We start from the raw sequence: 26,019 nt of genomic DNA on the forward strand, positions 1-26,019 counted from the left end.
TTGTGCGGAATAACAGCGAAGAATACAGGCACCTCTCGCAGGTGCCTTTTTCATATTCACGGACTCCGCGGCGCATACTAATCCCGTGAATTTGATGCCGGAAGGGGATCGGGCGATGACGTCTCAACTCGTCTTGCGCATGAAGAAGAAAGTGCAGGCCCGACCCGGACAACGGCTCACGGTCCGGGATTTGTGCCGGTATGCCGTCAATGGGGAAGTCGATGAAGACATCGGCCGGATTCCGGTATATGAGGTCACGCTGGATCAGGGGAACGTGGCGGTCATCGACATCGTTGATCTGATCGCCGTCATTTCCGGACGGTTTCCCGATTTGGACATACGCAGCGTGGGGCCGGCCCAAACCCTGATCGAGGTGAACATTCCCGGCAAAAAGCCGGGCTGGTTGGCGACAACGTTGGTTTCTCTTCTGTTGTTCATCGGATCCGGCCTGGCCATCATGAACTTTCACACGGATGTGAGCATGCAGGAGGTTCACAACCGGATCTATTATCTGGTGACGGGAACGCATGAAAACCGTCCACTGGTGTTGCAGATTCCCTACTCCCTCGGAATCGGAGCGGGCATGATCCTGTTTTTCAACCGCTTCATGCGCCGCAAGTTCAATGAAGAACCCAGCCCGATGGAACTGGAAGTGTTTCTTTATCAGGAATCGATCGACCAGTATCTGATCAACGACGAAAAGCAGAAAGCGCGGCGATCCACCCGTGACTCTTCTGGATGAGGCGCTCCTTGCTTTCATCGGGCTGGCATGGGGAATCGCGGTGGGCAGCGGATTCGTGGCGTTCATCACCGTGCTGGACATTGTTCCGCGCCTGGTGCAACTCACCGGGACCCCGGACAAGATTCGGGTTTATGAAATGGCCATCATTTCCGGAGTCATCCTGTTTACCTGGATCGATTTCCGGGAGTGGCTGATCGGTCTCACTCCTTGGATCATTCCGTTGCTGGGAGGGGCCATGGGGATTTTCGTCGGCATGTTGGCCGCGGCGCTCACCGAGGTGGTCAACGTCATTCCCATTCTGGCCAAGCGGTTGGGCGTGCAAGACAGATTGATGGTGCTTCTGATCATGATGGCTCTGGGAAAAGTGGCAGGTTCCCTGATCCAATCGCTTTTTTCCATCATATAAACAATGTTCATTCCATGCGAGGAGGCATTCCGATGGGATCGTTTTGGGCTGCGTTTCTGGTAGGTGGATTGATCTGCGTGATCGGTCAATTGCTGATGGATCTCACTCCGCTCACGCCCGCTCACGTGTTGAGCCTGTTGGTGGTGGCGGGGGCGGTCGCGGACGGTTTGGGACTGTATGATCCGCTGATCGAATTTGCCGGAGCGGGAGCCACCGTGCCGATCACCAGTTTCGGCAACGCTCTGGTGCACGGTGCGTTGTCCGAAGCACAGAAACACGGATTGATCGGCGTGTTGTCGGGAATTTTCAAGATTACCAGCGCGGGCATTTCCGCGGCCATCATTTTCGGATTTCTGACCGCGGCCGTGTTCAAACCGAAAGGATAATCGGCATGGAAAAACGGAAAGTGATCCTGGTGACGGACGGCGACAAGATCGCCAGAAAAGCTCTGGAAGAAGTCGCCAGACAGACGGGCGGAAGATGCATTTCGAGGTCGGGGGGAAACCCGACTCCACTGTCGGGAGAACAGCTGGTCGAGTTGATTCGTCAAGCGGCGTCCGATCCGGTACTGGTGATGTTTGACGATTGCGGATCTCCGGGAACGGGGGACGGGGAACGGGCCCTTCGGCATGTTGCCAGGGATCCTCACGTGGAAGTGTTGGGAGCGATTGCCGTTGCCTCGGACCTCAAGGTGGAAGAGGGAGTCCGGGTGGATGCGGCGATCGACCGTGAAGGACGTGTGATCCATCGGGCCGTGGACAAGCACGGCGTGGAACTCGCTCAAGAACCCCCGCTGATTCACGGAGATACGGTGGCCGTGCTCAATGAACTGGACATCCCGTTTATCGTGGGAATCGGAGACGTCGGCAAAATGGGGGAGAGAGATTCGGTGGAACTGGGGGCTCCGGTGACCGCCAAAGCGGTACGAATGATCCTAAAGCATCACGGCCTTTTGTGACACGGACCGGCATTTCGTGAAAACGGGATGCCGGTCCGATTTTTTCCGGATGAAATTCGCGGGGCGGATCTGTTATGATGAAAGGAAAAGCATCAAGGCCTGTCCCTTGTGCGGGGCGGTTTGTCGGAAACAAGGTGCCGATTCCGGTATTGTCTTGAATATTTATTCGTGATTTTGCATGAATTATCCATTGTTTCCGGTTCATCCTGATTTACATTCGTCGTTGGAGGAGTCAGTCATGAAGCTGAACGGAACGAGTCGCATCAATGAAAGAGGGCATCTGGAGATCGGAGGGTGCGACACGGTTGAGTTGGCCCGGCGGTACGGGACGCCGCTGTATGTGATGGATGAAACGCTGATTCGCGAAAACATGCGGACCTTCGTAAGGGCTGCCCGCGAAACCGGTCTTCGATTCAAGGTGGCTTATGCGAGCAAGGCATTCAATACCATGGCGATTTGTCGCATCGCCGATGAAGAAGGGCTGATGCTGGACGTGGTGTCCGGCGGTGAACTTCATACGGCGCTGGCGGCCGGTTTCCCGCCGGAGCGCATTTATTTCCACGGAAACAACAAGTCGCCTGCCGAAATCGAAATGGGTCTGGATGCGGGCATCCGCCTGTTCATCGCGGACAATTTCACCGAATTGGATCTGCTCGAGGCGGTTGCCGCTGCGCGGGGGATGAAGGCACGGATTTTGCTTCGCGTCAGTCCGGGGGTCGAAGCCCATACACACGCGTACATTCAAACCGGGCAGGAGGATTCCAAGTTCGGCTTCGATTTGGGAAGCGGTCAGGTTCATCAGGCGGTGGAAAAAGTCCTGAAATCGTCCGCCATCGAGCTTGAAGGTTTTCATTGTCACATCGGTTCGCAGATTTTCGGTACGGAAGCCTTTGAACTGGCCATTGAAAAGATGGCCGCGCTGATTCGCGACTGTCGTCGGACATTCGGTTTTGAGACGCGGATTTTCAACATCGGAGGCGGGTTCGGCATCCGCTATGATGAGGAAGATACACCTCGCCCGGTGCAATCGCTCATCGCCGGGATCGGTCAAGCCGTCAAAGAAGCATTCGGCGACATGCCGGTGCCGGAGATTTGGACGGAGCCGGGACGGGCGATCGTGGGAGAAGCGGGGACCACTCTTTATACCGTGGGCACTGTGAAAGTCGTTCCGGGCATCAGAAAGTATGTTTCGGTGGACGGAGGCATGTCGGACAATCCCCGCCCGGCTTTGTACCAGGCCAAGTATGAAGGCATGCTGGCCAACCGGGCACTGGAAGAGCCGGAAGAAACCGTGTCCATCGCCGGCAAGTGCTGCGAAACCGGAGACATGTTGATTTGGGACATTCGTCTGCCCGGCGTTCGTCAGGGGGACATTTTGGCCATCAGCTGCACGGGTGCGTACAATTACTCCATGGCAAGCAATTACAACCGTCTCCCCCGGCCCGCGGTGGTGCTGGTCAGAGACGGGGAAGCGGATGTGGTTGTTCGCAGGGAAACCTATGATGATCTCATTCGCCTGGATGTCATCCCGGAACGGTTGCGGAAAAAAGACGGTCGCGAAACGGGTGTTGAAGCCATCGGGCCGTTTCGTGCATGACGATGGAAAACGGGATCGCTTTTGACGCGTTTTCTCTTCGGCGTCAGCCGGCATGTCAGCCGACTCTTTTGCTGCAGAATGTGACCGCTTTGTGGAAAGTTTGTGCCTTTTTTCACGAAGTTCACATTCGTCGACGGGGTTATGATATAACATGAGTAGAAGATTTTCAGGCGGTGTCCTGTTCCGCATACGGACGGAGGATTGAAAACCATGGACAAACATCGCATGATCCGGCTGCTCGGCATCATCACTGCGGTCGGTTCCTATTTGATGTTGCTGGTCGGAGCGATCGTGACCAAAACGGGTTCCGGCAAAGGCTGCGGCAACTCCTGGCCGTTTTGTCACGGGCAGCTGATTCCGGAATCATTGCCGATGGAGACCGTGATCGAATACAGCCATCGAATTTCTTCCGGAGGAGTCGGTTTCCTGATCCTGATTCTGACGGTCTGGTCGTGGCTCACGTACCGCAGTGACCGCCGGGTGAAACTGTTTGCGTTTTTGAGTCTGTTTTTCGTCGTTCTGCAGGGAGCCTTGGGAGCGCTCACGGTGGTGTTTGAGGGACCGTTTGCGAAGAAGTTCGCCTTGGCCCTTCATTTCGGGTTTTCGTTGATTTCTTTCTCCAGCGTGGTTCTTTTGGTGATTCATCTGTTCCGGATGAAAGACGGAAAACCCGCCGCCTCTACGGCTGCTCCGGTTTCGCAGGGAATTCATTGGGGCATCTGGCTGCTGGCGATCTACACGTATGTCGTGGTGTATACCGGCGCTCTGGTACGACACGCCGAGGCCACGATGGGATGCGGCTACCAATTTCCCGGATGCGGCACGACGATCTTTCCGGGGTTTGATTCGATCGCCGGGATCCACATGCTGCACCGTTATGCTTCGATTTTGCTGTGGCTGCTGGTGTTGATCCTTTTCATCGCCGTACGGCGCGTTGCGAAAGATCAGCCGGATCTGGTCAAAGGCAGCGGGTGGGCGCTGATCCTCATCACCTTGCAAGCCGTCAGTGGCGTGGCCACCGTGTTGTCCGGCGGTCAAGTGCTGGTCGCTTTGGTGCACACGACCATCATCTCCGTTTTCTTCTCCGCGATGTGCTATCTTTGCATGTTGACCGGAGTTCCCTGGAAACGGGAACCGGCGAAACATGTCGGCGGACAGGCCGTATTGAATTGAACGGATTCAAAACGGGTCGGGAAGCGCAAACGACACCCTTTCCCCCGCGTCCCGGTTGTCGGCGGATGCGGGAGCGGTGTTGCCGGTGAATCGGTGATCGCTTCTCGACTTTTTTTTGTCCATGAACTATACTGAAACCAAAGGAAATAATGATACACATCCTTCGGGGCTGGGTGAAATTCCCGACCGGCGGTGATGGCCCGAGCCTTGGGCCTCAGCCCGTGACCCGCGCGAGCGGTGGATCCGGTGAAACTCCGGGGCCGACAGTCAAAGTCTGGATGGGAGAAGGATGAAAGACCGGACGAACCTCCGGAATCTGTTTGTGAAAAAACGCACAGATTCAGGGGCTGGGTTTGTCGTGCCCGAAAACCGGGACGAACCACGTCCGGAGATTCCGATGATGAATGATCACGGCCCCGGATCTTGAAGATTCGGGGCTTTTCGGTGATTTGTGAAAGCGGGGTGAGGATGACGGTGAGGAGTCATGAGGATTGGATGCGGGTGGCTTTGGAACTGGCCAAGGCAACGGAGGGGCAGACTTCTCCCAACCCGATGGTCGGAGCCGTGGTGGTTCGACAGGGACACATGATCGGGAGCGGAGCCCATCTCGGCGCGGGGACTCCCCATGCGGAGGTTCATGCCCTCCATCAAGCCGGGGATCTTGCCCGAGGGGCCACGCTGTATGTCACGTTGGAACCGTGTTGCCATCACGGACGCACCCCTCCTTGCACCGAACGCATCATTTCTTCCGGTGTGGCCCGGGTGATGGTCGGTGCAAAGGATCCGGACATCCGGGTGTCCGGCCGGGGCATTGCACGTCTGCGTGAAGCGGGCATTGAAGTGGTGACCGGTGTCCTGGAAGAGGATTGTCTCAAATTGAATGAGGCCTACTTCCACCATCGGCGGACCGGGAAGCCGCTTGTCACCCTCAAGACGGCCATGACCCTGGACGGCAAAATCGCCACCGCCGGCGGTGACAGCAAATGGATCACATGCGAGGCTTCCCGTGAATATGTGCATGAATTGCGCCACCGGCATGATGCGATACTGGTCGGAGTGGATACGGTGTTGGCCGACAATCCGAAGCTGACCACCCGTCTGAAACCGGGAGGCATCTCTCCTCTTCGCGTCATCCTTGACAGCCGGCTTCGCATGTCGCTGGAAGCGGCGGTGACGGATGTGTCGGATGCCCCCACTTGGATCTTCACCACCAACCGCGCGGATCCCGTGCGGATCCGGCAATTTCAGGACAAGGGAGTTCGCGTCACGGTGACCGGGGACGGTCCGCGTGTCGATGTCGGGGCGGTTCTCTCCGAATTGGGGAGAGCAGGCATTTTGTCCGTGCTGGTGGAAGGCGGCGGCCAAATCAACGCTTCGTTCGTGGCGGACCGGCATGTGAACAGGGTGATCGCGTTCATCGCTCCCAAGATCCTTGGCGGAAAAGAAAGTCCCACTCCCGTGGAAGGCAAGAGCCCCGAACGGATGGCCGAAGCGCTGAAGCTGACCAACATCCGGGTCATGCGCTTTGAAGATGACATCTGCATCACCGGAGAAGTGGAAGAAACAAGCTGAAAGGCGGGAAGGCCATGTTTACGGGAATTGTGGAAGAAGTCGGTTCCATCGTGCGGATGGAACGTGCCGGCCAAGCGATGCGGCTGGCGGTGAAATGCCGGAAAGTGCTGGAAGGAACACGGCTCGGTGACAGCATCGCCGTCAACGGAGTCTGTCTCACCGTGGTGGAGCTCGGCGACGATGTGTTTGCCGCCGACGTGATGCCGGAGACCATGAACAAAACCGATTTGGGCCATCTGAAAACGGGATCTCCGGTCAATCTGGAGAGAGCGGTGGCAGCCGGGCAGCGGATGGGCGGACATTTCGTCCAGGGGCACGTGGACGGCGTGGGCAAGGTGGTGGAACGCACTCCTCACGAGAATGCCGTTCTGTTTACCATCCAGGTGCCGAAGGAGCTCACACGATACATGGTGGACAAAGGTTCCGTGGCTGTCAGCGGCATTTCGCTCACGCTGGTGGAAGTCGGAGCCGACCGGTTCACGGTGTCCATCATCCCCCATACGTTGGAGGCCACGATTCTCCGCTTTCTGGAACCGGGGGATCCGGTCAACATTGAAGTCGACATCATCGGCAAGTACCTTGCCAAGTGGGCAAACGCGGGCACATGTTCGTCGGAAACCGCGGACACACTGCTCGTGACGGGGAAATCCGGGGGAAAGGAGTGAACGGGATGACCTGGAGCAAGATCGAAGAAGCGCTGGCCGATTTGAAGGCGGGGAAAATGGTCATCGTCGTGGATGACGAGGACCGGGAAAACGAAGGAGATCTCGTCGCGCTTGCGGAAAAGGCAACGCCGGAAGTGATCAATTTCATGATCACGCACGGACGCGGCCTGGTTTGCGTGCCGATGACCGAGGAGCGGGCACGGGAACTGGACTTGCCCCTGATGGTGACCCGCAACACCGACCGTCACGGGACGGCGTTCACCGTTTCCGTCGACGCGCAGAACACCACCACCGGCATTTCCGCCTATGAACGATCCGACACCATTTTCCAATTGATCGATCCGGCCAAAGGTCCGGACGATTTCCGGCGCCCGGGACATGTGTTTCCGCTGGTGGCCCGTCCCGGCGGTGTTCTTCGCCGCGCCGGTCACACGGAAGCAGCCGTGGATCTCGCACGGTTGTGCGGCGCTTATCCCGCCGGAGTGATCTGTGAAATCATCAAGGAAGACGGGTCCATGGCCCGCGTTCCGGATCTCATCGAAATGGCGGACAAATTCGGATTGAAGATGATCACCATTCAGGATTTGATCGAATACCGTCGACGCAAGGAAACGCTGATCGAGCGGGTGGCGGAAGTGCGCATGCCGACCGACTTCGGCGAGTTTACCATGGTGGGCTATTCCAACCAGGTGGATCACAAGGAGCATGTGGCGTTCGTCAAAGGAACCATCGATCCGGAAAAACCGGTGTTGGTCCGCGTCCATTCCGAGTGTCTCACCGGCGATGTGTTCGGTTCGCAGCGATGCGACTGCGGCCCGCAGTTGCACGCGGCGCTTCGTCGCATTTCCGAAGAGGGAATGGGAGTGCTCCTGTACATGCGACAGGAGGGACGCGGCATCGGACTGTTGAACAAGTTAAAGGCATACAAGTTGCAGGAAGAAGGCCTGGATACGGTGGAAGCCAATCTCAGGCTCGGCTTCAAGGACGATCTTCGGGATTACGGGATCGGGGCACAGATTTTGCGTGATCTGGGAGTCCGCAAGATGCGTTTGATGACGAACAATCCGCGCAAAATCACCGGTCTGAAAGGTTATGGCCTGGAAGTGACCGAGGTGGTTCCGATCGAGCTTCCGCCCAACAAGAACAACCGCAAATACATGGAGACGAAAAAGGAAAAGCTCGGACATCTCTTGCATCTGTGAAAACGGGAGGACAGGGATCATGCCCAACATTTTGGAAGGATCACTGGTTGCGACGGGACTTCGTTTCGGCATTGTCGTCAGCCGGTTCAATGCATTCATCACCGAAAAGCTGTTGGAGGGAGCCCTCGACGGACTGCGCCGCCACGGAGCGGACGACTCGGACATCGACGTGGCTTGGGTGCCCGGTGCTTTTGAAATCGGCCTGGTTGCCGACAAGATGGCCGCCTCCGGCAAATATGACGCCGTCATCGCGCTGGGATGCGTCATTCGCGGAGCCACCACCCACTATGACTACGTGTGCAACGAAGCAGCCAAGGGAGTGGCCCGGGCGTCGGTCAGTCACGGGTTGCCGGTGATTTTCGGAGTCATCACGACCGAAACGATCGAACAGGCGATCGAACGCGCGGGAACCAAAGCCGGCAACAAAGGCTGGGAAGCCGCGACGGCAGCCATCGAGACAGCCAATCTGATCCGTCGGCTGGAAGGCTGAAGGAAGGCCGGGGAGACGCCGTGGATGTCAAAATCAAGCTTGACATGTTCGAAGGTCCGTTGGACCTTCTTCTTCACTTGATCGACAAGGCGGAAGTGGACATTTATCAGGTTCCGATCGCGCGAATCACGGATCAGTACATGGCGATTCTCGAGGAAGCCAAGGAAATGGAGCTGGAGATCGCCAGCGAATTTCTGGTGATGGCGGCGACGCTTCTGGCCATCAAAAGCCGGATGTTGCTTCCGCGTCAGGAACCCGTTGAGGAAATGTTGATGGAAAGCGAAGAGGAAGACTGGTTTGTGGACCCGCGCACCGAATTGGTGGAACGGCTTCTTGAGTACAAGAGGTACAAACGCTTGGGGGAGGTGTTGCGCCAGAGGGAGGAGGAGCGCAGCAAGATCTATTCCCGTCCTGCCATGGACCTCACCCCCTACACTCCCCGGATTCATCCGCTGGAAGGATTGACTCCGGATGATTTGTTGAACGCGTTTGTCGAAGCGCTCAAAAACCGGAAACCGCCTGAGCCGATGACCAAGGTGGCGCGGGAGGAGATTTCCGTCAGCGACCGGATGGAACAGATCCATCAGCTGCTGCTGAAGGAAGGCCAGTTGTTGTTTTCACGGCTTTTGGATTTCGACTCCTTGACCAAAGAGCGGGTGATTACCACGTTCCTGGCATTGCTGGAGCTGATGAAAGTAAAGAAAATCTTTTGCAGACAGGCCCGATTGTTTGGTGACATCCTGATCGAGCCGGTGAACGGGGAGGGAAGACCGGCATGACGCAGGACATGAAAGCTGTGATTGAGGGACTCCTGTTCGCGGCCGGGGAAGAGGGCCTCAGCCTGAAAGAGTTGTCGGACATCACCGGGCTTTCCAAACACCAGGTGGAACAGCTGATCCACGAGCTTCGGGTCGACGCAAAACAAATGGGGCGCGGTATCCAAATCGTCAAGGTCGCCCAGGTGTACCAAATGGCCACGCTTCCGGAGCATTCCCCTTATTTTGAGAAATTGGCCCAGGCTCCCACCAGATCCCAGCTGTCCCGTGCGGCATTGGAGACGCTGGCCATCATCGCATACCGTCAACCGATCACTCGCATGGAAATTGAAGAGATCCGCGGAGTCAAGTCAGAACGGGTCATCCAGGTTCTCCAACGAAAGGGACTGATCCGGGAGACGGGACGTGCCGAGGGGGCAGGTCGGCCCATTCTGTACGGCACCACCCGGGAATTTCTTGATTATTTCGGACTCAATCACATTGATGAACTTCCTCCGGCCGATTCCATTTTCACTTGGCAGGAGTGGGAGGAAGAGCGGCAAGACCTGTTCCGGCGCCTTGGCGTGGAGTCGGCAGAACCCGAATTCGGGGAAGCAGCCGACGAACTCGGGGAAGAAACAGGCGATTTCGGGAAGGAAACAGACGAAGCGGAACGGGTTGAATTGTGAACAGGCAAGAGATCAACGGGAAAACCTCCGAATTCCGGGAGCGGAATCGGAGGTTTTCGTCTGTTTGATCATATAAACGGTCTTTCGGCGTTTTCCACGCTCCGGTACCGTCAAACTTCCCGGATCACTCCGCAACCCAGCCGTCTGCCGGAGTTTCCGGAAGGTTGGCTGCGGTAATCATCCGGATTCTCGTGAATGATGACGGATTTTCCGATCACGTCCGGCACCCGGAAACGGTCGGTGAAGAAGGTCATTCGCGCCAGCCCGTTGTTGGAAAACAACATGGGGAAGTCTCCGGCGTGGTTTCCGTGCGGCTGGTTGTCAGGATTCCAGTGGTTGCCGGCCGCTTGAAACGGATCGCTGGAATTTCCCGTGCTGCAGTCGCCCCTTTCATGAATGTGAAATCCGTGGGGCCCCACGGGAGGTTGTCCTCCGCGGGCGGGACGATAACGGGGAAGTCCTCTCACCTCCACGCGCACTTCCGTACCGCCGGGGACCGCCACAAACCAGACGGAGCCGCGCAGATTCGGGGCAAGCGGACCGCCGCGAATCCGTGCGAGGGCAAGGCGCCCGCGTTGACTGTACCACGCCGTCTCACCGGGATTCAAAAACATGGAATGGGAAAACCACCAAGGGTAAAGCGGATACACAACTCATCACCTCCGTCACCGATGAACACTCCGGATGGTCGTTGTTCATGGTATGCCACAGGGAAAAAGCTGTTCCCCGTTTCCGTGCCGCGTTCGTATACAACCGATTTCTCCTGCCCAAAATACAAATAATGGCAGGTGTTGGGATTGAACACATTCTGGCTCACGGCGTTCGGGATCATCGGCGGGTTGATTCTGCTCATCCTGCTGATCTCCATGACATCGGTTCGGATTGAATTCCTGCTCAAGCGGGAAGACGGGGATGATCGCGGGGAGGTGAACATTCGGGCGCTATTCGGTCTGATCCGCTACCGGGTGGAGTTCCCCTCGTTGGTCTTTAAAGGATGGGAAGAGGGATTGCAGATTCAGGAAAACAGAGCGGGGGGTGCCGGCGGGAGGAACGTCGACAACCGGGAGGAAGAATTCGTAATCGACAAAGAAACGATGCGGGCCGCCAAACGGTCAATCCAGGAGATGATGGATCATTTCGTCCATCTGCGGCTGACGCTCCGTTGGTTTTTGTCAAAGGTGACTTGTGAGAAACTGGTCTGGTTCACCCGGTTGGGAACGGGGGATGCCGCGGAGGCGGGATTGCTCACGGGAATCGCATGGGGTGTCAAGTCGACCCTTGTGGGAATCCTGGGCAGTTACATCCGTTGGGAACGACCGCCCGAGTTGGCGATCGATCCCGATTTTCACCGCCCGGCGTTGGAAACCCGCTTGCAGGGCATAATCCGCTTCAAAATCGGGCACGCTATCCTTGTCGGAAAGCGTCTGTTTGCCACGCGAAAAGGGAGGGCACGCATATGGCAGAACATCCCATTCAGGGCCTGATGACAACCGCGATGGAAAGCATCCGTGAGATGGTGGATGTGAACACCATCATCGGAGAACCCGTGGAAACCGGAGGACACGTGATCATTCCGATCTCCAAAGTGGGCTTCGGTTTTGCCGCGGGGGGCAGCGAGTTTACCGGAATCCGTGATGAATCCGGTTCGGACCGGGGCGGTGATGACCGCCGGTACGGTGGCCGGGAAGATCAAGACAACGGAGAAGGACACGGCAAATTCCCGTTCGGGGGCGGAAGCGGGGGAGGCGTGTCCATCACTCCGGTCGGTTTTATCGTCATGGGCGATTGCGGCGTGAAACTGATCAGCATGGACACCCAGACCCATCTGTTCGACCGGTTGATCGACATGGCCCCGAATGTTCTCGAGCAACTGAAAGGTCTTTCCCGGAAACGGAGAGAAAGAGATGATTTCTATTGAGAAGGTTCCTGGAACGACACGCTGGATGCGGGTCGTTTTTTTGTTTTTGGAGCTTTTTTACATAAACATGTCCAACGCGCATATCATGGGTACAAACCCTGTGTGTACAACCTTGGAGGGATGGCGGTGTGAAGCGATGGTTATGCCGGGTGTTGGGACCCGTTGTGGCACTCGGAATGATCTTGCAGCCGGGGCATGCGGCCGCGACTGAACCGGATGAATCCACTCCCGATCTGGCACCCGGAGCCCGGGCGGCCATCCTGGTTGACGCGGGAACCGGACGGGTGTTGTACCAAAAACGGGCCGATGAACCGATGCCGATCGCCAGCCTGACGAAAATCATGACGGCCATCCTGGCCATCGAACACGGCAAGCTGGATGAATTGGTAACGGTCGGGCCGAATGCCGTCGGCGTGGAAGGATCATCGATCTATCTGAAAGAAGGCGAAAAAATTCCGCTGGAAACCCTGCTTTACGGGCTGATGCTCAGATCGGGGAACGATGCCGCCGTCGCCATCGCCGAACACATCGGAGGCTCCGTGGAAGGGTTTGTCTGGATGATGAATGAAAAAGCGGAATTTTTGGGACTGGAACAAACACATTTCGCCAATCCGCACGGGTTGGACGCGGAAGGACATCATTCTTCGGCAAGGGATTTGGCGACACTGACGGCATACGCACTGAAAAACCCCGTTTTCAGTCAAATCGTTTCCACCGAAGTGAAGACGGTGCCGTGGCCGGGAGAACAATGGCATCGGAAGTTTTACAACAAAAACAAGATGCTTCGCTTTTATCGCTGGGCGGACGGAGTGAAAACGGGATTCACCAAAAAGGCGCGACGCACGCTGGTTTCCTCGGCGACCAAGGACGGACGTCGGTTGATCACGGTCACGCTCAATGACGGAGACGACTGGAAAGACTCGATGATGATGTTTGAATACGGGTTCAACCGGTTCGAAACGGTGTCCATTCTCAAAAAAGGACAACGGGTCGGCGGAAAGTCACTGAAGAAGGGGGATCGACGGATCGACGTGGTGGCGGGTGCGGATTTTTCCTGGCCGCTCACTCAGGAAGAAAAAGGGCTTGTCAGCGTGGAACCCATTGTGTCTTTTCCGCTTGAACGGGTGGAGAAAAGCGGCATGCAAGTGGGAACGGCCCGCGTTTTCGTCAAAGGAGAGCAGGTGGGATCGATTCCTCTGATCAGCCGGTTCAGTGATGAACCGACCGTCATGGGGCATTGGAAGCATGTGCTTGCGCTGATGATCGGAAGGGGAGGATGGCGGTGATTCACTATATCTGGATTTTCATGATCGCCAGCGGTGTGGTGGCGGCCGCCTTCCAGGGAAACATGGATGTGGTGACGCAGGCTGCGTTGAACGGAGCCAAGGAAGCCGTGGCAGTCTGCATCGGATTGATCAGCATTCTGGTGTTCTGGCTCGGCATGATGCGGATCGCGCAAGATGCGGGATTGCTGGATAAGCTGGCCCGGCTGCTCAGACCGGTGGCGCGGTTTCTCTTTCCCGGGGTCCCGGAAAACCATCCGGCGATGGGATACATCCTGTCCAACATGAGCGCCAATCTGTTCGGACTGGGCAATGCGGCCACGCCCATGGGATTGAAGGCCATGGAAGAACTGCAAAAACTGAATCCCGATCCCAGGACGGCCACACCGGCCATGTGCACGTTGTTGGCTCTCAATACGTCAGGACTCACCCTGATCCCGACCACGATCATCGGGATTCGGATGAAGCACGGGTCGGTCGACCCGACGGACATCATCGGTCCGACGATTCTGGCCACGTTTGTGGCCACCACACTGGCCGTTTTACTGGACCGGTATTACCGAAATCGGACGTTTGACGCACACGGACGTCTGAAGAAATGACGGAAAGGGGGATGATGCGGATGGTGGAAGTGGTCTCATGGATTTCCAGAATGATGATTCCGTCCATACTTGTACTCATCCCCCTTTACGCCGTCATGCGCAAAGTTCCGGTGTATGAGAGCTTTGTGGAGGGAGCGAAAGAAGGATTCCCCACGGCCGTGTCCATCATTCCCCATCTTGTCGGGATGATGGTGGCCGTCTCCGTCTTCCGGGAGACGGGGGCGCTTGAGTTTTACCTGAAGTTTTTGTCTCCCCTGTTTTCGTGGCTCCATATTCCGATGGAAGTGGTGCCCATCGGATTGCTCCGTCCGATCTCCGGAACCGGCTCGCTGGCTTTCGTGGAGAGTGTGATGCGCACGTACGGTCCCGACTCGTTTCTGGGCAAGCTGGCGGCAACCATTCAGGGCAGCACGGACACCACTCTCTATGTACTGACGGTATATTTTGGAGCGGTGGGCATCAGGCGTTCCCTCTATGCCCTGAAAGTGGGGTTGTGGGCCGATCTTGCCGGATTCCTGGCATCGTGGATCATTTGTTCCCTGATGTTCCTGTGAAACCGGGCGGTCGACATGTCCTTCTGATATAATGAAATGGCCACCCAACATCGGGAAGGATGGAAAGGGGATCCGGCATGGCCAGAAAGAAAGTGGATATGCGGGAATTGTTTGATGCAACCGGCCAATTGCTCCTGGAGCGTGGATACGGGGGCTTTCATTTCGGTGCGCTTTCGGAACGGTTGGGGGTGGGGCGCAGCACGATTTACGAATACTTTCGTTCCAAGGAACAGTTGATTCTCGCTTACATGAACGATCTGATGGGAAAAGTGCTCGCCGAGTGTGAAAAACAGGGGGCATTGCCGCCGCTGGATCGTTTGCGGAACTGGTTGTCCGTATTCATGAGGTACTCTCACATCCAGCGGATCTTCCAGAGCCTGCCGTTTTTGGATCCGACCGAATCTCCGGAAGCCGAAGCTTTCATGCGAAAACTGTTTCAAGACCACAAAAAACTGTATGTCATGATCGAGCAAACCATTGAAGAAGCCAAAGATGCAGGCGTCATCCGGAAGAGTGTCCCGACCGGACTGCTCACCGCCATGATCTTTTCTTCGGTTTATCTTCCGGAAGTGATGGGACCCGGACAGTCGGTGTCCGGAGAGGATTTTCTCGATTTGCTGCACCGGGGATTTGAGCCTCGGGGCGATGGCGACTGAACCGGGTTCCGGTGAGGGATCCGGTTTTCCCTTTCCGATTCCCGGTGATCGGGTATTGACGCTTGTGTCGGAATAAGAGAGAATAGGGAACGGAATATTTTTTTGTACCAACCCGACACATGTGTCGAAATCGAGGGACGGGCCGGGTTATCAAGAAGTCCGTTCCGTCGTCGCTGTGTTTATCGACACTTGTGTCGGGAAATGCCATCCGATCGAAAGGAGATGCATGCATGACCCGGTTGATGCAAGCGTTCGTATCAAAAATTTCCGGGCGCAGGGGAGCTTGGGGAACCCTGATCTTCTGGTTGGTGTTGATGGTGATTCTCAGCGGGGTGGCACCCGCCGCCAAGAACCATGCCGTCAACGTCAACGGCGCCGATCTCCCCGAAGAAGCCCGTTCCGTGGTGGCGCGTGAAGAATTGCAGCGTCATTTTTCCGACAATGACGGACTTCCCGCACTGCTGGTGTTTCACAAGAAAGACGGAATCGGTTCTGCCGATCTGGCCAACATCACCAAGGTGAGTGAGTATCTCGCCTCTTCCGAATCGCCGGAAACGGTGAAGGAATTCCCGCCGCTTCATCTCATGCCGGAGCCGGCCCGGCAAGCGTTTTTGTCCGAGGACAAAACGACGCTGGTGTTGCCGGTGATGCTCAAAGACGGCCTGGAAATGCAGGCCATCAATGATACCGTCACTCAAATTCAGGAAAAAGGAAGCGGGTTGGTCGGCTCTTCCGTCGAACTGAACATCACGGGTCCGGCGGGAATCGCATCGGATACCATCGCCCTTTTCTCCAATGCCGACCTGGTCCTGCTCTTTTCCACCATCGGGCTCATCCTGATTCTCCTGATCGTCATTTACCGGTCTCCGCTTCTGGCGATCATTCCGCTGTTGGTGGCGGGAATTGTTCATCAGGTCACGGACCGGTTGCTCGGATTGATGGGGAAAAACGGCGTGTTCGAGATCGAATCCCAATCCCTTTCCATCATGAGCATTCTTCTCTTTGCCGCTCTGACGGATTATTCTCTGCTGGTTTTCGCCCGCTTCCGCGAAGAGCTGAAGAAGCATGAAGACAAGTTTGTGGCCATGAAAGAAGCGATGAAGCAGGTGTGGGAACCCGTTTTCTTCAGTGCGGGAACGGTTCTGGCGGCCATGCTGGTCCTGTTCATCGCCGACTACAAACCGTACGAGAACTTCGCACCCGTCTTTTCGCTCGCCATGGGTGTGATTCTGATTGCCGGTCTGACGTTGGTTCCGGCTCTGTTTGCCCTGTTCGGCCGCAAGGCGTTCTGGCCGTTCATTCCGAAAGCCGGTGACCCGGAGACCCGGACCGGTTCCATTTGGAGCCGCATCGGCCACTTGGTGGTGAAAAAGCCCGGGGTGATCTCCGTGCTGATGGTCGGGGTGTTGGCTGTCGGAGCGCTGGGCATGACGCAAATCCAGTACAATTTCAACCTGATCAAATCGTTCCCCGAGGATCTCGGATCCCGGAAAGGTTATGAACGGTTGGAAACCCATTTTTCCAAAGGGGAATTGGCTCCGGCCACCGTGCTGGTCACCGGAACGGAGTCCATCACTCCCGAGAAGCTGTCGGCTCTGAAAAAAGAACTGGAACGGCAACCGGGTGTCAAGCAAGTGACAACGGTGCTTGAACCCGGACCGGGAGCAGGTCACGCTTCCGCCGCAGACAGAGGAAACCAAATCATTTCCAAGGACGGAAAGGCGGCCCGCCTGCAGTTCATTTTCGAGGAGAATCCGTACGATCAGCGCTCCTTGGACCACATGGATGAGATGCGGAATCGTTCCGAAGATATCTTGAAAAACAGCGGCTTGTCTCCGGAGAAGCATCGTCTCATGTTCGCCGGGGAAACGGCCAAACAGGCGGACGTCCGCGCGATGAACCGGGAAGACACCCAAAAGGTGATCATTTGGGTGACCGTCCTGATCACCGTTCTCCTGATCCTGCAAACCCGATCCCTGGTTGCGGCACTGTTGATGATTTCCACCATCCTTCTCTCGTACGCGGCCGCCATGGGATTGAGCACGTGGTTGTTTGACACGTTCTTCGGCTGGACGGACATGAGTTACCGCATTCCGCTGTACACTTACGTATTCCTGGTGGCACTCGGTGTGGATTACAACATCATGGTGGTTTCGCGGATCAGGGAGGAAGCGTCCCGTCACGAGATGAAAGAGGCGATCCGGCGCGGCGTGTCCCTGACCGGAGGAGTCATTTCTTCCGCGGGTCTGATCCTTGCGGCCACATTTGCCGTCCTGATGACCCAACCGATTCTGGAGTTGTTCATGTTCGGATTCACCGTGGCGCTGGGAATTTTGCTCGACACGTTCCTCGTTCGTTCTCTGCTTGTGCCTTCGTTGTTCACCCTGCTCGGGAGGTACAGTTTCTGGCCGTCCAAAACGGGTCGGGAAGAGAGCGAAGTCGCCCGGGTCACCGGCTGACCCGTACATCCCGGACCATCCGACGGTTTGGTTCGTTGCCCGGTTTCCCCGGTGGGAGCCGGGCATTTTTTTTCGGGGTGCCTTCGCTTGAGACGGGTTCCGATAAACAGTAAGATGGTCAAAGAGGTGACACGGAACATGGAACGATTGCAGAAAGTGATGGCCATGGCAGGCGTCGCATCCAGAAGACAGTGCGAGAACCTGATTCGCGAAGGCAGGGTGAAAGTCAACGGGGAATGGGTGACCGCACCGGGAATGAAAGTGGATCCGCGAAAAGACGTGATCGAAGTCGACGGCGAACCGGTGTTTTTGGAAGAGAAACGGACGTTTCTCTTTTACAAACCTTCCGGGGTGATCACCAGCATGAGCGACCCCCGCGGCCGAAAGACGGTGGCGGACTTTTTCCGTGACATTCCGGAGAGGGTGTTTCCCGTGGGGAGACTGGACTATGACACGGAAGGGCTGCTGCTCGTGACCAATGACGGGGAATTGGCCAACCGGTTGCTTCACCCGCGGTTTGAAGTGGAGAAAGTGTATGTGGCCACGGTCCGGGGAAAGCCGGACAAAGCGGCGATCCGCACCCTGCGGGAAGGGGTCCGGTTGGAAGACGGGATGACCGCTCCGGCCAAGGTGCGCGTGCTGGAGGCGTCGGATTCGCGTTCCCGTCTCGAATTGACCATCCACGAAGGCAGAAACCGGCAGGTGAGGCGCATGTGTGCAGCCGTGGGACATCCGGTGATTCACCTGAAGCGAACCCGGCTGGCTTTCCTGACGCTGAGCGGGCTCAGGCGGGGAGAATACCGGGAACTGACTCCCCAAGAAGTCAAACGGCTCCGCAGCCGGATGGGGCTTTGAAGCGCCCGCGAGTTCAAACAATCTTCAAATCGCCCGGCAGTGACCATCTTGACAGCAGGTATAATGTTAGGTGGGGTCACATGTCCAAAGTTACCCGTGCGATCCCTGGAAACGGGGGATGAGAGCCATGATCGTAAACAGCAAATGCGAATGCGGACACAACAACCCCGTTGGTACGATTTTGTGCGAGTACTGCGGGAAGCCGCTGGAGAAATCCGTTCGCGAAAAAACGAGCATCGAACGGGAAATGCGCTATGAGGGCAAGGCCAGACGTTCACTCAGAGCGCCCGCCTCGCCGTTTGATCTGGTGTGGAACTTTTTCTCTTCCGTCAAAGTTGCCATCACCCTGATCGTGGTGACGCTCGTGGCGGCCGCGATCGGCACGGTTCTTCCCCAGGAACGGTTCATTCCCTCCGCGGATCCGGTGACATACTACGCGGAAACCTACGGATTTTGGGGAAAACTGTTTTATCAACTGGGATTGACGGACATGTACAATTCCTGGTGGTTTTTTCTCCTCATCAGCTCAATCGGGGTTTCGCTGGTGGTGTGCAGTCTCGACCGTGTGATTCCTCTTTGGAAAGCGCTCAGCAACCAGCAGGTGGCCAAAAATCCGGAATTCATCCGGAAACAGGGGATCTCGCATGAAGAAACGCTGCCCCGGGAGGAATCGATCGAACGGATGAACCGGTTGGCAGAAGCCCTGGAAGGGAAGCACTACCGCATCCGGAGGGAAGAAGAGGCGCTGCTGGCGGAAAAGGGACGAATCAGCCGGTGGGGCCCCTACGTGAATCATGTCGGTCTCATTCTGTTTCTCTTCGGAGTCCTGCTGCGGTACGTTCCGGGATGGCATCTGCAAGAGACGATGTGGGTTCGGGAAGGTCAGATCGCGCAGATTCCGGAAACGGATCTGTTCGTGAAAAACGAGAAATTCACGATGGAAACCTGGGACACCGGCACATCTTCCGAAGAAAAACCGGCCATTCCGAAAAAATTTCAGACCGATGCCGTGATATTCCGTGAAGATCCCAAAACGGGGACACTCACGGAAGTTCACCGCCAATCCATTCTGGTCAACGAGCCGCTCAAATACGGGGATCTTCTCCTGTACCAGGCCGATTACCGGATGGGAGTGGTGAGCGGACTCACGCTGAACGTGACGGAAAAAACATCCGGTCGGCAGATCGGAACGTTCCGGGTGGATCTGTATGATCTGAAACCGGATCAGGTGTTCCGCGTCGGACAGCTGGAAATTCGCCCCCTGGAGTACTATCCCGATTTTGCCTTGGAAAACGGGCGTCCCGTGACCAAATCCCGGGAACCCAACCGGCCCGCGTTCATCTTTGAAGTCAGAGAACAAGGGCAGAAGGAAGGAGAGCGATCCTGGGTGATCGCCGGGCAGGATCTCGGGGAGCTTGCGAAGGACAACCGGTACGAAATCGGGCTGGCGAACCTGAACCTGGTGAATTCCAGCGGTCTGTTGGTTCGGGTTGACAAGAGTTTGCCGATCATTTTTGTCGGCGGCTTCATTTTCTTCATCGGTCTGATCATGGGCTTCTGGTGGCAACACCGCCGTGTCTGGATCCGTGTGACGGACGGCGGGCTTGTCGTCGGGGCACATACCAACAAGAACTGGTTCAGTTTGCGCCGGGAGTTGGAGCGTGTCTTTGCAGATGCCGGAATGACACTTCCCCCGGCCTCGAAATAGGAGGACTCGGCAATGGAACAATGGATGGAGCGTTTGCTGCTGGCAACGTTTTTCCTGTACCTGATTTCATCGGTCGCGTTCTGGGGCGCGTCCAATGAAAAAAAGGGAGACGGCAAGCGATCGGTCAAGCGGCGCTGGGAACATTTTGCGGTCGGTGCAGCCGGAGCGGGCGTGTTCTTGCATCTTTCGTTCATCGTTTTGCGGATTCTGGTGAGCGGGCATTTCCCGACCACCAACATGTTTGAGTTCACCGCCTTTCTCTGTTTCGCCGTCGCGCTGGCGTTCATTGTCATCTGGTTCATGTACCGTCCGGTGGTTCTCGGTGCGTTCGTGATGCCGCTGGTCGTGATTCTGCTGGCGTATGCCGCCGCCTTTCCCAGGGATGTGCAGCCGCTCATCCCGGCGCTTCAAAGCTATTGGTTGCCTGTCCATGTCTCGTTGGCGGCACTGGGGGAAGGAGCCTTCGGAGTGGGATTTGTGGCGGGGCTTTTGTATCTGCTCCGGCATGTCCACAAGGAGGAGGAGAGGGGCAAACACGCCCGGTGGTTGGAAGTGACGCTGGTGGTCGTGCTGATGTTCGCCGGATTCAGTATCGTCAATCTGGCATTCAACGCGGCCGGTTATGAAGCGAAGTTCAACCATGTGATCGATGGAACGCAAGTGGAAACGGTGTATGAACTGCCGCCCGTCGTCGCTCCTCAGGAAAGCCGGGTGGTGCACATGGACTCGTTCCCCGGCGTGTCCAAGCCGTGGTTCGAAGCGCCCGGGTTCATGAAGGGCGAGAACGCGGCGCGTAAATTCAATTCTCTCCTTTGGGGCATTTTTTCCGGACTGCTCCTGTACGGATTGATTCGCCTGATTTCCCGCAAGCGGCTGACGGACATCCTCGGTCCTCTGACGAAGAAACTGAATCCGGACATGTTGGATGAGGTAAATTACCGGGCGACGGCCATCGGATTTCCCCTGTTCACGCTGGGTGGCCTGATTTTTGCCATGATCTGGGCTCATGAAGCATGGGGACGCTTCTGGAACTGGGATCCCAAGGAAACCTGGGCGCTCATCACTTGGCTGTTTTACAGTGCCTATCTGCATCTTCGTCTCTCACGGGGTTGGATCGGACTCCGGTCCGCCTGGCTGGCGGTCGGAGGATTTCTGATCATCATGATCAATTTGATTGTGATCAATTTGGTCATCTCCGGGCTGCATTCTTATGCATAATAGGAATAGGCGGAACAAATCCGTCCGAGGACGGAACGGATGATTCAATCCGCTTTTTGCCAATGACGGACAAGCGGTTGACGGAGCCGGGGGTCGTTCTCCGTTCACAAGCCCCGCAAGCGGGTCGGAGGACGGCATCCGGCGGACTTTGTCCGATTCCGGTCCGGGGGATTCACGATCATCTGCCGCCTGAATGCATGATCCATACATAACAGATGGCGAAGAAGGTGAGAGCTGTGAAGGAAAAAGTGTACAACATTCTTGTCGTGGATGATGAGGACCGTATTCGCCGCTTGCTCCGCATGTACTTGGAACGGGAGGGTTTTGTCATCGAAGAGGCGGAAGACGGGGAAAAAGCCTTGAAGATGGCGCTGGAAAAAAATTATGACCTGATTCTTCTGGACCTGATGCTTCCCGGGATGGACGGGTTGGAAGTGTGCGCGGAAATCCGGAAGAAAAAGGCCACTCCGATCATCATGCTCACCGCTCGCGGCGAAGAGGCCAACCGTGTGGAAGGGTTTGAAGCCGGGACGGATGATTACGTGGTCAAACCGTTCAGTCCGAGAGAACTGGTGCACCGCGTGAAAGCGGTTCTTCGACGGGCATCGGCCACGGCGTATCTGACCACCGACATGGAAACCAAGAATGTGATCGTATTTCCGGAACTCACGATTGATCACGATGCCCACGAGGTGAAAGCGGGAGGCAAGCGAATTCAGCTGACTCCCAAGGAATACGATTTGCTGTATTACCTGGCCAAGTCGCCGGACAAGGTCTTCACGCGCGAACAGCTTTTGAGGGATGTCTGGCATTATGAATTTTTCGGAGACCTTCGTACGGTTGACACGCATGTGAAAAGACTCCGTGAAAAACTGAACCGTGCATCCCCGAGTGCGGCCAAAATGATCACCACCGTCTGGGGAGTCGGTTACAAGCTTGAGGTGCCGAAAGAGTGATTCTTCGCAGTGTCGTGGGAAAATTGTGGGCCACCATCATCATCCTGGTATCCCTGGTGCTCACGTTGCTCAGCCTTTTTCTGACCGAGCAGGTGGAGAGAGCTTACGGGCGGGATCAACAAAAGAGCCTGAGTCATCTGGCGGACGAAATCCAGTCCAGGCTGAACCGGAGCGGACCGGATCATACCCAGTATCTGAACCATGTCCTGAAAGTGTCCGAAATGTTCAATACATACATCGTGGTTTTGGACCGAAGCGGCACGGTCAGTCCCATCGGGGTATCGCCGCATGTCCCCAACATTCCTTGGCAGGATGTCATCAGCCAGGATCAAATACGCCGGGTACTCGCCGGGGAGAAGATCTCCATCCAGGGCAAGGTGGCCATGAAGGACGAAAGTTCCGTCTTGCCGTTTACCCGCACCGACGTGCTCTTGGTGGCCGTTCCCTACATCCAGGGGGGAAAAACGGAAGGAGCCATCGTTCTCTATCAAACCCGCGACGAACTGACGGAAGCGGACATCAAGCGGTCCATCCTTTATTCCGCCCTGATCAGCATCGGCCTCACCACCATCTTTGCGTTTTTCCTCTCGTCGCGAATTTCGCAGCCGTTGATCCAGATGAAGCGGGCCGCCGAGAAAATGGCGCGCGGCGAATTTTCCACCCGTGTGCCCGTCCGTTATCACGAACGGGATGAAATCGCTGATCTGGCGACCACGTTCAACCGGATGGCCGGGCAACTGGAAGATTTGATCCATCAGTTGTCGCAGGAGAAGGAGCAATTGTTCAGCATCTTGCGGGGAATGTCGGACGGAGTTCTCACCATGAACCGCTACGGCAAGATCATTTTGTCCAATCCCGTGGCGGACCGTTTCCTCGACCTGTACAGGGATCACGGAGAAGAGCGGAAAAACCGTCTGCCTGAACCGATCCAGGAGTTGTTCAACCGGGTGATCGAAGAAGACAGGGAACAGGCGGGCGACGTCACGGTTCAGGGCCATACCTGGGTGGTGGCGATGTCTCCGCTGTACTCCGGAGAGCAAGTGCGCGGCGTGGTGGCGGTGTTGAGAGACGTGACGGAAGAGCGGAGACTGGACAAACTGCGCAAGGATTTCGTCGCCAATGTGTCTCATGAACTCCGCACGCCTCTGGCCATGCTGCAGGGGTACAGCGAAGCCCTGATGGACGACATCGCCGAAACTCCCGAGGAACGCAGGGAGATCGCCCAGGTCATCAACGAGGAGTCTCGCCGGATGAGCCGGTTGGTCAATGAACTTTTGGATTTGGCGAGGATGGAAGCGGGACATGTCCGGATCAAGCCGGTCCGCAAATCCCCGCATGAACTGTTGGGGTGGGTTCTCCGGAAATTCCATGGATTGGCGAAGGAGCAGAACATCGAGCTGAACAGTCAGATCGCCGATGATTTGCCTGAAGTGGTGTGGGACCCCGACCGGATCGAACAGGTGCTCACCAATCTGATTGACAATGCCATTCGGCACACGCCGGCCGGCGGAACGGTGACCCTGCGGGCCAGACTGACCGAAGAACATCGGGTGGTGCTTGAGGTGCAGGATACCGGATCAGGCATCCCCGAAGAAGATCTGCCGTTTGTGTTCGAGAGGTTCTACAAGGCGGACAAGGCGAGAACCCGCGGACAATCAGGAGGAACCGGACTGGGACTTTCCATCGTCCGTCATCTGGTGCAAGCCCATGGCGGCCGGGTTTCCGTTCGCAGCCGTCAAGGTGAAGGAACGGTGTTCACGGTGGAGTTGCCGGTTCATGCGGATACCGGGCAAGAGGAATCCCGCGCTTGAACGAAAAAACGCCCGAATAGGGCCTTTGTCCAAGAATTTTCTTCGCTTATGGAAAAGAAACATACCTGCAATGAGAGGTAAAATGCTGCTGACAGAGCCCCCCTCCTTTCCATTCGAGAAAGGAGGGGGGCTTTATTCTTGAACTTGTCTGAAATGGATTCATTTTTTATCATAAGAAGAGTTAAACAAAAAAATATTTTGTTCCATCAAACAGGAGGGGCTTATGTCAACCATTGGTGAGCTGTTGAGACAACGAACCTTTCTCTCGCCCGATGTGGAAGCGGTCGTCAGTCCTGAGGATCGGTTGACGTACAGGGAGTACAACGCCAAAGTCAATCGTCTCGCCCATTACCTTTTGGAAAGGGGAACCCAACGGGGAGACCGGATTGCGTTTTTGTGCCAGAATCATCACTTGTTTCCCGTGATTTACCTGGCTGCCGCAAAAGTGGGAGCCATTGCCGTTCCGCTCAATACCCGGCTCAAACCCGAGGAGATTCGGTGGATGCTGGAAGATTGCACGCCGAGAATTGTTTTCCATGATGAGGAATTCACCGACAAGATCGCGGCGGTCGGCAATCTCGCCCTGGTGGACTCTTTTGTGCCCGTTTCTTCCGGACTGAAGAAGAATCGGATGTTTGAGGAGATTCTCCGGCAACGTCCCGATGCGGAACCGGATGTGGTCGTGGAGGAGAACGATCCCGTCCTGATCATTTACACATCCGGCACCACCGGGCGGCCGAAAGGAGTCGTATGTACGCACGCCAATGTTTACGCCGCTGCCCTCGCAAACGTGAACACGCTGGACCTGCGTTACATGGACCGGTTTATGTTTGTGACCCCCTTGTTCCATATCAGCGGAATGATGTTCATCATCAATGCCTTGGTGCGCGGCATGACCGTCGTGACGTTCCCGAGCTTTGACCCGCTGCAAATCTGGAACTGGATCGATCAGGAGAAAGTCACGGGAATGATGTCGGTGCCCCCGATGCTGGGATACATGTTGCAGGCTTTGAAAGGACAAAACAAAGAATTCCCTTCACTCAGGGGAATTCTCTGCGGCGGGGCAACGGTTCCGGATGACTGGATCCGTGCGTTCCACGAACTGGGTTATCCGATCATCCAAGTATACGGAGCCACGGAGTTCACCGGTGCCGCCACCTATTTCTTGCCCCATTTTGACATCGAGAGATGTGATTCGGTCGGCAAGGGAGTTTACGGGACGGAAATCAAAATTTTGGATCCGATTACGGGCGCGGAGCTTCCTCCCGGCGAACCGGGAGAAATCGTCATTCGCGGCAAGATGGTCTTTGAAGGGTATTGGAACAATCCGGAGGCGTCGGAGGAAGTCATTCGCGGTGAATGGTACCACACCAAGGACATTGGGAAAATGGATGAGGAAGGATATGTCTATGTCATCGATCGTCTCCGCGACATGATCATATGCGGAGGCGAGAAAGTGTATCCGGCCGAGGTGGAATATGTGATCCACCGCTTCCCGGATGTGGTCGAGTGTGCCGTTGTCGGAGTGGAGGATCCCATCTGGGGAGAAGTTCCGAGAGCATACATCGTGAAAAAAGAAGGTTCGTCCCTGACCGAAAACGAAGTGCTCTCCTATGTGCGCAGCCAATTGGCCGACTACAAATTGATGGACGTGGTGTTCCTCGAACAGCTTCCCAAAAACAGCATGGGCAAAATTTTGAAATACGTGTTGCGTGAAATGGCTGCCCGTGTTTCCTGACCGCATCCCGGA

The 26,019-nt window shown here is 56.2% G+C and carries 26 protein-coding genes and 1 riboswitch; of the genes, 25 read left to right on the forward strand and 1 reads right to left on the reverse strand.

Annotated features, from left to right (window positions below):
* Window positions 1-115: 115 nt before the first annotated feature.
* The 12 genes from EG886_RS05930 to scpB all read left to right on the forward strand — a co-directional run bounded on the left by EG886_RS05930 (window position 116) and on the right by scpB (window position 10,249).
* The gene (locus EG886_RS05930; RefSeq protein ID WP_124727273.1) at window positions 116-742 is read left to right on the forward strand and encodes a stage V sporulation protein AA; all 627 of its coding nucleotides are present in this window, start codon (window positions 116-118) and stop codon (window positions 740-742) included.
* Window positions 726-1,148, forward strand: coding sequence for a stage V sporulation protein AB (locus EG886_RS05935; RefSeq protein WP_124727274.1), 423 nt, complete (start codon window positions 726-728; stop codon window positions 1,146-1,148). Before EG886_RS05930 ends, EG886_RS05935 begins: the two co-directional genes overlap by 17 nt.
* A 32-nt stretch (window positions 1,149-1,180) precedes the next feature.
* Complete coding sequence (gene spoVAE / locus EG886_RS05940) at window positions 1,181-1,534, forward strand: stage V sporulation protein AE (protein WP_124727275.1); 354 nt, start codon at window positions 1,181-1,183, stop codon at window positions 1,532-1,534.
* A gap of 5 nt (window positions 1,535-1,539) precedes the next feature.
* Window positions 1,540-2,106 (forward strand): stage V sporulation protein SpoVABEA, encoded by a 567-nt coding sequence (spoVAEA, locus tag EG886_RS05945; protein WP_124727276.1) that lies wholly within the window; start codon window positions 1,540-1,542, stop codon window positions 2,104-2,106.
* Window positions 2,107-2,344: 238 nt separating this feature from the next.
* Window positions 2,345-3,703, forward strand: coding sequence for a diaminopimelate decarboxylase (gene lysA, locus EG886_RS05950; protein WP_124727277.1), 1,359 nt, complete (start codon window positions 2,345-2,347; stop codon window positions 3,701-3,703).
* A 210-nt stretch (window positions 3,704-3,913) separates the two neighbouring features.
* Window positions 3,914-4,876 carry a COX15/CtaA family protein gene (locus EG886_RS05955; RefSeq protein ID WP_124727278.1) on the forward strand — a complete coding sequence of 321 codons (963 nt, stop codon included), beginning with the start codon at window positions 3,914-3,916 and terminating at the stop codon, window positions 4,874-4,876.
* 155 nt (window positions 4,877-5,031) lie between these two features.
* Window positions 5,032-5,170, forward strand: a riboswitch (FMN riboswitch).
* 174 nt (window positions 5,171-5,344) lie between these two features.
* Window positions 5,345-6,448 carry a bifunctional diaminohydroxyphosphoribosylaminopyrimidine deaminase/5-amino-6-(5-phosphoribosylamino)uracil reductase RibD gene (gene ribD / locus EG886_RS05960; protein ID WP_124727279.1) on the forward strand — a complete coding sequence of 368 codons (1,104 nt, stop codon included), beginning with the start codon at window positions 5,345-5,347 and terminating at the stop codon, window positions 6,446-6,448.
* A 14-nt stretch (window positions 6,449-6,462) separates the two neighbouring features.
* Window positions 6,463-7,113, forward strand: coding sequence for a riboflavin synthase (locus tag EG886_RS05965; protein ID WP_124727280.1), 651 nt, complete (start codon window positions 6,463-6,465; stop codon window positions 7,111-7,113).
* Window positions 7,114-7,118: 5 nt separating this feature from the next.
* Complete coding sequence (locus EG886_RS05970; RefSeq protein ID WP_124727281.1) at window positions 7,119-8,315, forward strand: bifunctional 3,4-dihydroxy-2-butanone-4-phosphate synthase/GTP cyclohydrolase II; 1,197 nt, start codon at window positions 7,119-7,121, stop codon at window positions 8,313-8,315.
* A gap of 19 nt (window positions 8,316-8,334) precedes the next feature.
* Entirely contained in the window at window positions 8,335-8,805 is a 471-nt protein-coding gene (gene ribH, locus EG886_RS05975; protein ID WP_124727282.1) for a 6,7-dimethyl-8-ribityllumazine synthase, read from the forward strand.
* Between the two features lie 20 nt (window positions 8,806-8,825).
* Window positions 8,826-9,584 carry a segregation and condensation protein A gene (locus EG886_RS05980; RefSeq protein WP_124727283.1) on the forward strand — a complete coding sequence of 253 codons (759 nt, stop codon included), beginning with the start codon at window positions 8,826-8,828 and terminating at the stop codon, window positions 9,582-9,584.
* On the forward strand, window positions 9,581-10,249 hold the full coding sequence (scpB, locus tag EG886_RS05985; protein ID WP_241154393.1) for an SMC-Scp complex subunit ScpB: 669 nt from the start codon (window positions 9,581-9,583) through the stop codon (window positions 10,247-10,249). The genes EG886_RS05980 and scpB overlap by 4 nt, the downstream gene beginning before the upstream one ends.
* Before the next feature lie 110 nt (window positions 10,250-10,359).
* Here the strand turns inward: scpB and EG886_RS05990 are convergent, their stop codons facing one another.
* Window positions 10,360-10,863, reverse strand: a complete 504-nt coding sequence (locus EG886_RS05990) for a superoxide dismutase family protein (protein ID WP_124728690.1) — start codon at window positions 10,861-10,863, stop codon at window positions 10,360-10,362.
* Between the two features lie 183 nt (window positions 10,864-11,046).
* Here EG886_RS05990 and EG886_RS05995 point away from each other — a divergent pair, with 183 nt between their 5' ends.
* The 13 genes from EG886_RS05995 (at window position 11,047) to EG886_RS06055 (ending at window position 26,007) form a co-directional block, all read left to right on the forward strand.
* Window positions 11,047-11,733: a DUF2953 domain-containing protein gene (locus tag EG886_RS05995; RefSeq protein WP_124727284.1), complete on the forward strand. Its 687-nt coding sequence runs from the start codon at window positions 11,047-11,049 to the stop codon at window positions 11,731-11,733.
* Window positions 11,706-12,167, forward strand: a complete 462-nt coding sequence (gene ytfJ, locus EG886_RS06000) for a GerW family sporulation protein (RefSeq protein WP_124727285.1) — start codon at window positions 11,706-11,708, stop codon at window positions 12,165-12,167. The genes EG886_RS05995 and ytfJ overlap by 28 nt, the downstream gene beginning before the upstream one ends.
* Before the next feature lie 128 nt (window positions 12,168-12,295).
* Window positions 12,296-13,453 carry a D-alanyl-D-alanine carboxypeptidase family protein gene (locus tag EG886_RS06005; RefSeq protein WP_241154394.1) on the forward strand — a complete coding sequence of 386 codons (1,158 nt, stop codon included), beginning with the start codon at window positions 12,296-12,298 and terminating at the stop codon, window positions 13,451-13,453.
* Window positions 13,450-14,052, forward strand: a complete 603-nt coding sequence (locus EG886_RS06010) for a nucleoside recognition domain-containing protein (RefSeq protein WP_124727286.1) — start codon at window positions 13,450-13,452, stop codon at window positions 14,050-14,052. The genes EG886_RS06005 and EG886_RS06010 overlap by 4 nt, the downstream gene beginning before the upstream one ends.
* 20 nt (window positions 14,053-14,072) lie before the next feature.
* The gene (locus tag EG886_RS06015; protein ID WP_124727287.1) at window positions 14,073-14,606 is read left to right on the forward strand and encodes a spore maturation protein; all 534 of its coding nucleotides are present in this window, start codon (window positions 14,073-14,075) and stop codon (window positions 14,604-14,606) included.
* Window positions 14,607-14,683: 77 nt separating this feature from the next.
* Window positions 14,684-15,262 carry a TetR/AcrR family transcriptional regulator gene (locus EG886_RS06020; RefSeq protein ID WP_164491680.1) on the forward strand — a complete coding sequence of 193 codons (579 nt, stop codon included), beginning with the start codon at window positions 14,684-14,686 and terminating at the stop codon, window positions 15,260-15,262.
* Window positions 15,263-15,492: 230 nt separating this feature from the next.
* Entirely contained in the window at window positions 15,493-17,721 is a 2,229-nt protein-coding gene (locus tag EG886_RS06025) for an MMPL family transporter (protein ID WP_124727289.1), read from the forward strand.
* Between the two features lie 138 nt (window positions 17,722-17,859).
* A complete protein-coding gene (locus tag EG886_RS06030) occupies window positions 17,860-18,576 on the forward strand; it encodes a pseudouridine synthase (RefSeq protein ID WP_124727290.1) in 717 nt (238 codons plus the stop codon).
* A gap of 127 nt (window positions 18,577-18,703) precedes the next feature.
* Entirely contained in the window at window positions 18,704-20,284 is a 1,581-nt protein-coding gene (locus EG886_RS06035; protein ID WP_164491681.1) for a cytochrome c biogenesis protein ResB, read from the forward strand.
* A gap of 12 nt (window positions 20,285-20,296) precedes the next feature.
* Window positions 20,297-21,502 (forward strand): c-type cytochrome biogenesis protein CcsB, encoded by a 1,206-nt coding sequence (gene ccsB, locus EG886_RS06040; RefSeq protein WP_241154395.1) that lies wholly within the window; start codon window positions 20,297-20,299, stop codon window positions 21,500-21,502.
* Between the two features lie 236 nt (window positions 21,503-21,738).
* On the forward strand, window positions 21,739-22,458 hold the full coding sequence (locus tag EG886_RS06045) for a response regulator transcription factor (RefSeq protein WP_277423833.1): 720 nt from the start codon (window positions 21,739-21,741) through the stop codon (window positions 22,456-22,458).
* Window positions 22,455-24,269: an ATP-binding protein gene (locus EG886_RS06050; protein WP_124727293.1), complete on the forward strand. Its 1,815-nt coding sequence runs from the start codon at window positions 22,455-22,457 to the stop codon at window positions 24,267-24,269. Before EG886_RS06045 ends, EG886_RS06050 begins: the two co-directional genes overlap by 4 nt.
* A 223-nt stretch (window positions 24,270-24,492) precedes the next feature.
* Window positions 24,493-26,007 (forward strand): class I adenylate-forming enzyme family protein, encoded by a 1,515-nt coding sequence (locus tag EG886_RS06055; RefSeq protein ID WP_124727294.1) that lies wholly within the window; start codon window positions 24,493-24,495, stop codon window positions 26,005-26,007.
* Window positions 26,008-26,019: the final 12 nt, after the last annotated feature.

It is taken from the genome of Staphylospora marina, from assembly GCF_003856495.1.
Lineage (GTDB): Bacteria > Bacillota > Bacilli > Thermoactinomycetales > Thermoactinomycetaceae > Staphylospora > Staphylospora marina.